We start from the raw sequence: 6062 nt of genomic DNA on the forward strand, positions 1-6062 counted from the left end.
ATGGGCCGGCGCTCCTTGGGGTGGCGTGCTTAGCTCACAGCGAGCAATGACCTTGCTGCCATAAAGCGCATAGCCCTGATGTCAGTAGCGCCGGCCCCCGGTCCGGCGCGCGCCCTTTGCCTTCGCTTGGCCGAGGGGTGGTAGGTGTCCGTAGTCTTCGCGCTGAAGGAGGAAACGGCTCTCTGTTTCTCGGCCTCTGCTGTCCGAGGCGCGCGTCTGGTCTCGCAAAATGGGGCTGCAGCATGAGCGCTTGGCTCGGCCGGTTGGGAGCTGAGCCCTGCTATTGGACGCGGCACCCTGTACGCTCGGGATCGACCCCGCGGCACCTCGCACGCACCGCGCCGCTCTTCCGAGCCGGACCATTCACCTACCCAGCCGCACCATTCACCCATAGCACTGCGCCCCTCTACCCCCGCGGCACCAGCGGCGGATGCGGCACCCGTCGCGTTTCCCCGACCACCAGGTTGTTGATCTCCCGGAACAGCTTCCGGGTCATCGCCCGGCGGTAGCCGGCGTAACCCTCGGAGAGCTCCACGAAAGCGCCGGGGCCGCGGGCGACCTGGCGGATGTAATATTCCGCCACCATGGGCTCGGCCCCAAGGATCGCGAGCCCGTTCACCGTCACCCCGGTGAAGGGGAAATGCTGGTAGGCCAGCTCCGGCCCAAAGCCGTCGTTGGTGATCCCGTCGCCGGAGACGTCGATCACCCGCCGCGTGCAATCCGGCCCGCGGGCGAGCAGCGTCGCGCCGTAGCCGAGCGCATAACCCATGGCGGTCGGAAAGCGGGTCTGGCTGCGGGGAAAGCCGCGCAGGGTCGCCACGGCACGGTCGATGTCAGCCTCGGAGCGGACCGCCATCCAGTCGAGCACCAGCGCGTTCTGCCGCCGCCCGCTCCATTCGTAGATCGCCAGCGCCACATGCCCGGGCCCGGCCAGAAGCGCGCGGCGGATGTCGGAATCATCCAGCGCCGCCGCCGCGCCATCGCGTTGCAGGATGTACTCGCGGTCGTCGACCGAGCTCGAGACATCCAGCGCCAGCACCAGGGCCAGCCGGCAGCCGGCCTCCTGCGCCGCGGCGGACCCGGGCGCGAACGCCGCGGCCGCCCAAAGGGCCGCGGCGAGGAAGCCCTGCCTCACCAATGCCCGGTGTTCTCCATCGAGGCCCAGGGCTCCTGGGGTTCCTTGGCCTCGCCCTTCTGCAGGAGCTCGACCGAGATGTTGTCGGGCGAGCGGACGAAGGCCATATGCCCGTCGCGCGGCGGCCGGTTGATGATCACGCCGTTGTCGTGAAGCTTTTGGCAGAGCGCGTAGATGTCATCGACGCGGTAGGCCAGGTGGCCGAAATGGCGGCTGTCGTCGGGCAGCGCGTCGTCGCCGTCCCAGTTGTAGGTCAGCTCGACGTCGTTGTGGCCGTCCTCCTGGCCCGGCGGGCAGAGGAAGACCAGCGTGAAGCGGCCCTTCTCGTTCTCGATCCGGTTGCGCTCTTTCAGGCCCAGGAGCTCGTAGAAGGCGATGGAGGTCTCCAGGTCCTTCACGCGGACCATGGTGTGCAGGTATTCGATCGACATTGCTGTCCTCTTTCGGTCGGTCTTTTTGGTCGTCGTCTCGGGTTGTCGTCGCGGGTTTGTCTTGCGGATCGTGGCGCGCCTGTCGCACGCGGCGGAAGGGGGCGCCAGCCAGGAGCGCGGCCTTGGCGACAGGGTAGGGGCTTTCGCGCCCCTGTCGAGCCGGAGCGGGCGCCCGGGCCATCACAATCGCGCAGAACCGTGCCCGCACGCGGCCCACGCTCACCCCGCATCGGGGCCCCGCCGCCGAGCCACGCGTCAAAATCGCAAAAACCCACCTTCATATGGTGGTTTTCATCGCCTGCCTCTGCAAGATATAGTGAGAACGATTCCTCAGAACCGGAGCCCCGCCATGCCCCTCAGCGCCGAGCAACAGGCCGAGATCGACGCCCTCCGCCAGGACAGCCGGCCCACGCTGCGCGCCACCGTGCCGGGCATGGAGCAGCACCTCTATCATGCGCGTCCGGTGCTCGACCACGGCTTCGTGCGGGTCGTCGACTACATGGGTGACGACAGCGCCATCTGCCAGGCCGCCCGGGTCAGCTACGGTCGTGGCACCAAGTCGGTCTCCAACGACGAGGGGCTGATCCGCTACCTGATGCGGCACTGGCATTCGACCCCCTTCGAGATGTGCGAGATCAAGCTGCACGTGAAGCTGCCGGTCTTCGTGGCGCGCCAGTGGATCCGCCACCGCACCGCCAATGTGAACGAATATTCCGCCCGCTACTCGATCCTCGACCGCGAGTTCTACATCCCCGCCCCCGAGGCGCTGGCCGCCCAGTCGGTGGTCAACAACCAGGGCCGGGGCGAGGCGCTCTCGGGCGAGGAGGCCGAGCGGGTCCTGCGCTGGCTGCGCGACGATTCCATGCGCGCCTACGACCACTACGAAGAGATGATCTCGCAGGAGGGGCAGCAGGGCCTCGCGCGGGAACTGGCGCGGATGAACCTGCCCGCCAATATCTACACCCAGTGGTACTGGAAGGTGGACCTGCACAACCTGCTGCACTTCCTGCGGCTGCGCGCCGACGCCCATGCGCAATACGAGATCCGCGTCTATGCCGATGCCATCGGCGAGATGGTCCGTGACTGGGTACCCTTCGCCTACCGCGCCTTCGAGGACTACCGCATGGGCGGGGCGACCCTCTCGGCCACGGCGCTCGACTGCCTGCGCCGGATGCTGGCGGGCGAAGAGGTCACCCAGGAGGCAAGCGGCATGTCCAAGGGCGAATGGCGCGAGTTCCAGGGTGTGCTGAAGGGCTGAAGGGCTGACGGGTCTATGGGGCTGAAGTCCTGACGGGGCGTCGCGACGCACGCCCCGTCGCAGATCGCCGTGGCCGACCCCGGCGCCCGGCTTAGATTGCGGGGGAACGCATTCTCATCCGCGAGGCCCCCATGCTGATCCTCTATATCTCCACCGCCCTGATCTTCCTGGTGCTGGACGCGATCATGCTCACCGGCGTGATGAAGCCGCTCTTCTCGCGGCACCTCGGGGACATGATGCGCGACAGCCCGATGATGCTGCCGGCCGTGGGCTTCTACCTGGCCTATGTCGCGGGGCTCCTGTTCCTGGTCTCGGCACCGGCCTTGCGCGACGGCGATCCCTTGCGGGCGGCGCTGCAGGGCGCGGTGCTCGGGGCCATGGCCTATGGCACCTATGAGTTCACCTCCATGGCGGTGATGAAGAACTGGTCCTGGCAGATGGTGGCCGCCGACACGCTCTGGGGCGCGGCGCTGACCGGCATCTCGGCGGGGGCGGGCGTCTGGATCACCCTGCGATTCGCGGCCTGAGAGGGGGCGGCCCTTCGGCCTCTCCCCGCTCATAAAGCACCGGAAAGTCGGCTGTTTTCCGCCTCTGTTGTCTCTCTGCAACGGCAAGAATTCGTGACCGGGGCGTGACGGAACGAAGCCCGCATCATCCCCATTTCTGTCGCGACGCTCCCGAACGGGGGCAGTCGGAAGTGAAGAATAACCTCACGGAGCAGACACATGTTCAAGACCATGACCGCCGCCACGGCGCTCGTCGCCGCGACCGCAACCGCCGCCATCGCGGGCAGCCCGCAGCCGACCCAGCCCGAGCCCGCACCCGCCGCGCCGGTTCCGGCCCCGGCGCCCGCACCGGCCTATGACTTCACCGGTCCCTCGGTCGGTCTGCAGTTCGGCTACAACGACCTGTCCGGCGATCCCGGTGACTTCGACGAAGAAGGCGGCAGCATCGGTGTGCGCGGCAACTACGACCTGCGCCTCGGCAACAACCTGATCGGCGGTGTCGGCCTGCAGTACGACGAGGCGAACATCGACCTCGACGGCGCGGCCGAGCTCGACAACATCCTGCGCGTCGGCGGCCGTCTCGGCATCGACAGCGGCCGGAACCTCTTCTACACCACCGGCGGCTGGGCTCGCGCCACCACCGAGGAAGACGCGGTCGATCCGGGTTCCTCGAACGGCTACTTCGCCGGTCTCGGCTACGAGGTCTTCCTGCAGGAAGACGTCAGCGTCGGCACCGAGGTGGTCTACCAGGAATTTGACGAGTTCGACGATGGCGTCGAGGTTGACGCGACCACGGCAAACGTCTCGCTGAACTACCGCTTCTGATCGGGTCTCTGACCTATCGGACAAGACGCCCGGTTGCCTCGCGGCCGGGCGTTTTCATTTGCGGGTGGGCGGCGCGCCGGGCCGCAACCAGGGCGGCAGCGTTTACCGCCAAGTCCCGATAAAAATTGACGGAGTGCCCTGCAGCCGTAACACTTCCCGCGTGTATTTCTTGCAACCGGGGCTTATCACCATGTTTTTCAGAACCGCCGCGCTGGCCATGGCCGCGCTCTGCCTTTCGGGCGGGGCGGCGCTTGCCTGGGACGATGCCTACAAGGGCACCCACAACGACCCCAATTCCAACTTCCGTTACAACGCCGTGCCGAATGTGGCCAATTATTGCCCCGCGGGCCTCGCGCCGGTGCAGATCGGCGGAGAGATCTGCTGCGGCGTCGCCAATGCCGGCCCTTACGTCGACCGCGCCGGCGGCGCGCGGCACTATCGCGCCAGTCACGCGGGCGCCAAGGGCAGCTATTACGCACCGGTCGGCGAAAAGGGCGTGATGCGCCGGTAGCGCCCCTTCACATCCCGCGCCCCCTTGCGTATACGCCCGCCCTGACCAGAAGCATCGAGGCCGGAGCACATGCAGGGCAGCGCGAACATCAACATCATGATCAAGGCCGCGCGGAAAGCCGGGCGGTCGCTGGTGAAGGATTTCCGCGAGATCGAGAACCTGCAGGCCTCCGCCCGCGGCGCCTCGGATTTCGTCAACCGCGCCGATGTCGCGGCCGGGAAGATCCTCAAGGCCGAGCTGACCGAGGCGCGGCCGACCTACGGCTGGCTCTCCAAGGGCGAGCCCGAGACCCCGGGCGAGGATCCGACCCGCCGCTGGATCGTCGATCCGCTGGACGGGGCCTCGAACTTCCTGCACGGGCTGCCGCATTGGGCGATCTCCATCGCGCTCGAGCACAAGGGCAAGATCGTCGCGGGCGTGGTCTATGACGCCGCCAAGGACGAGCTTTTCTACACCGAGAAGGGCGCCGGCGCCTGGCTCAACGACAACAAGCGGATGCGGGTCTCGGGCCGGGCGCGGATGCACGAGGCGGTCTTTGCCACGGGCGTGCCCTTCTCGGCCAAGCACACGCTGCCCGCGACGCTGAAGGACCTGGCCAAGCTGATGCCCGCCTGCGGCGGCGTGCGACACTGGGGCGCGGCCTCGCTGAACCTCGCCTATGTGGCGGCGGGCCGGTTCGACGGCTTCTGGCAGCGCGAGCTGAACGTCTGGAACCTGGCGGCGGGCTCGCTGCTGGCGCTCGAGGGCGGCGCTTTGGTCTCCGGCGTGCGCGAGGGCCAGGACCCGCTCGAGAGCGGCGCGATCCTCTGCGCGAACGGGCAGCTCTACGACGCCTTCGCCCGGGTGATCCGCTCGGAGTGAGGGCGGAGAGGCTTGGGGGCTTGGGTGTAGACGCGGGCGCTACCTTGTTGAGGCGCGCCATCGCCTGTGGCCAAACGCCCCGATCACGCTGAGGGGCCAGTGCCCCCCGCCAAACGCCCCAATCGCACTGAGGCGCCAGCGCCTACGGCCAAACGCTCCAATCACGCTGAGGCGCCAGCGCCTCTGGCCAAACGCTCCGATCACGCTGAGGCGCCACCACCCCTCGCCAATCATCCCAAGAGTGCGCAGCAGACAAGCCGGGCGCTCAACCCCCTCTCAACCAGCCCACCAGAGGGCGCGCACCGGACCGGCGGCCGGCGCTGCCGACTGTCGAGCGGCGCGCTTTATCCCCACAAGGTCAGGGCTAGCGACGATCTGAGCACGCCACTCCAAGGAGCGCCGGCCCAAGGGGCCGGTCCGGCGCGCGCCCGGCACCTTCGGTGCTATTCGGGCGCAAGAGGCGCTTTGGACTGCCGGGTCGCTTCACGCCTTGACGGAGAGACGGATTGGGGTGGTCAGTGGTCAGTGGTCAGTG

The 6062-nt window shown here is 67.9% G+C and carries 7 protein-coding genes; 5 read left to right on the forward strand and 2 right to left on the reverse strand.

The window, feature by feature from the left end:
- Positions 1-406: 406 nt before the first annotated feature.
- Together ACX938_RS17850 and ACX938_RS17855 are read right to left on the reverse strand one after the other, a co-directional pair.
- Complete coding sequence (locus ACX938_RS17850; protein ID WP_459432042.1) at positions 407-1135, reverse strand: DUF1194 domain-containing protein; 729 nt, start codon at positions 1133-1135, stop codon at positions 407-409.
- Entirely contained in the window at positions 1132-1566 is a 435-nt protein-coding gene (locus ACX938_RS17855) for a VOC family protein (RefSeq protein WP_459432043.1), read from the reverse strand. Before ACX938_RS17855 ends, ACX938_RS17850 begins: the two co-directional genes overlap by 4 nt.
- A gap of 349 nt (positions 1567-1915) precedes the next feature.
- Here ACX938_RS17855 and thyX point away from each other — a divergent pair, with 349 nt between their 5' ends.
- From thyX to ACX938_RS17880, 5 genes are all read left to right on the forward strand, one after another.
- On the forward strand, positions 1916-2824 hold the full coding sequence (gene thyX, locus ACX938_RS17860; RefSeq protein ID WP_459432044.1) for an FAD-dependent thymidylate synthase: 909 nt from the start codon (positions 1916-1918) through the stop codon (positions 2822-2824).
- A gap of 131 nt (positions 2825-2955) precedes the next feature.
- The gene (locus ACX938_RS17865; RefSeq protein WP_459432045.1) at positions 2956-3351 is read left to right on the forward strand and encodes a DUF2177 family protein; all 396 of its coding nucleotides are present in this window, start codon (positions 2956-2958) and stop codon (positions 3349-3351) included.
- A 198-nt stretch (positions 3352-3549) separates the two neighbouring features.
- On the forward strand, positions 3550-4155 hold the full coding sequence (locus ACX938_RS17870; protein WP_459432046.1) for an outer membrane beta-barrel protein: 606 nt from the start codon (positions 3550-3552) through the stop codon (positions 4153-4155).
- Between the two features lie 190 nt (positions 4156-4345).
- Entirely contained in the window at positions 4346-4666 is a 321-nt protein-coding gene (locus tag ACX938_RS17875) for a hypothetical protein (RefSeq protein ID WP_459432047.1), read from the forward strand.
- Positions 4667-4735: 69 nt separating this feature from the next.
- Entirely contained in the window at positions 4736-5527 is a 792-nt protein-coding gene (locus ACX938_RS17880; RefSeq protein WP_232755195.1) for an inositol monophosphatase family protein, read from the forward strand.
- The last annotated feature ends 535 nt before the right edge of the window (positions 5528-6062 follow it).

This window comes from Roseivivax sp., from assembly GCF_054552075.1.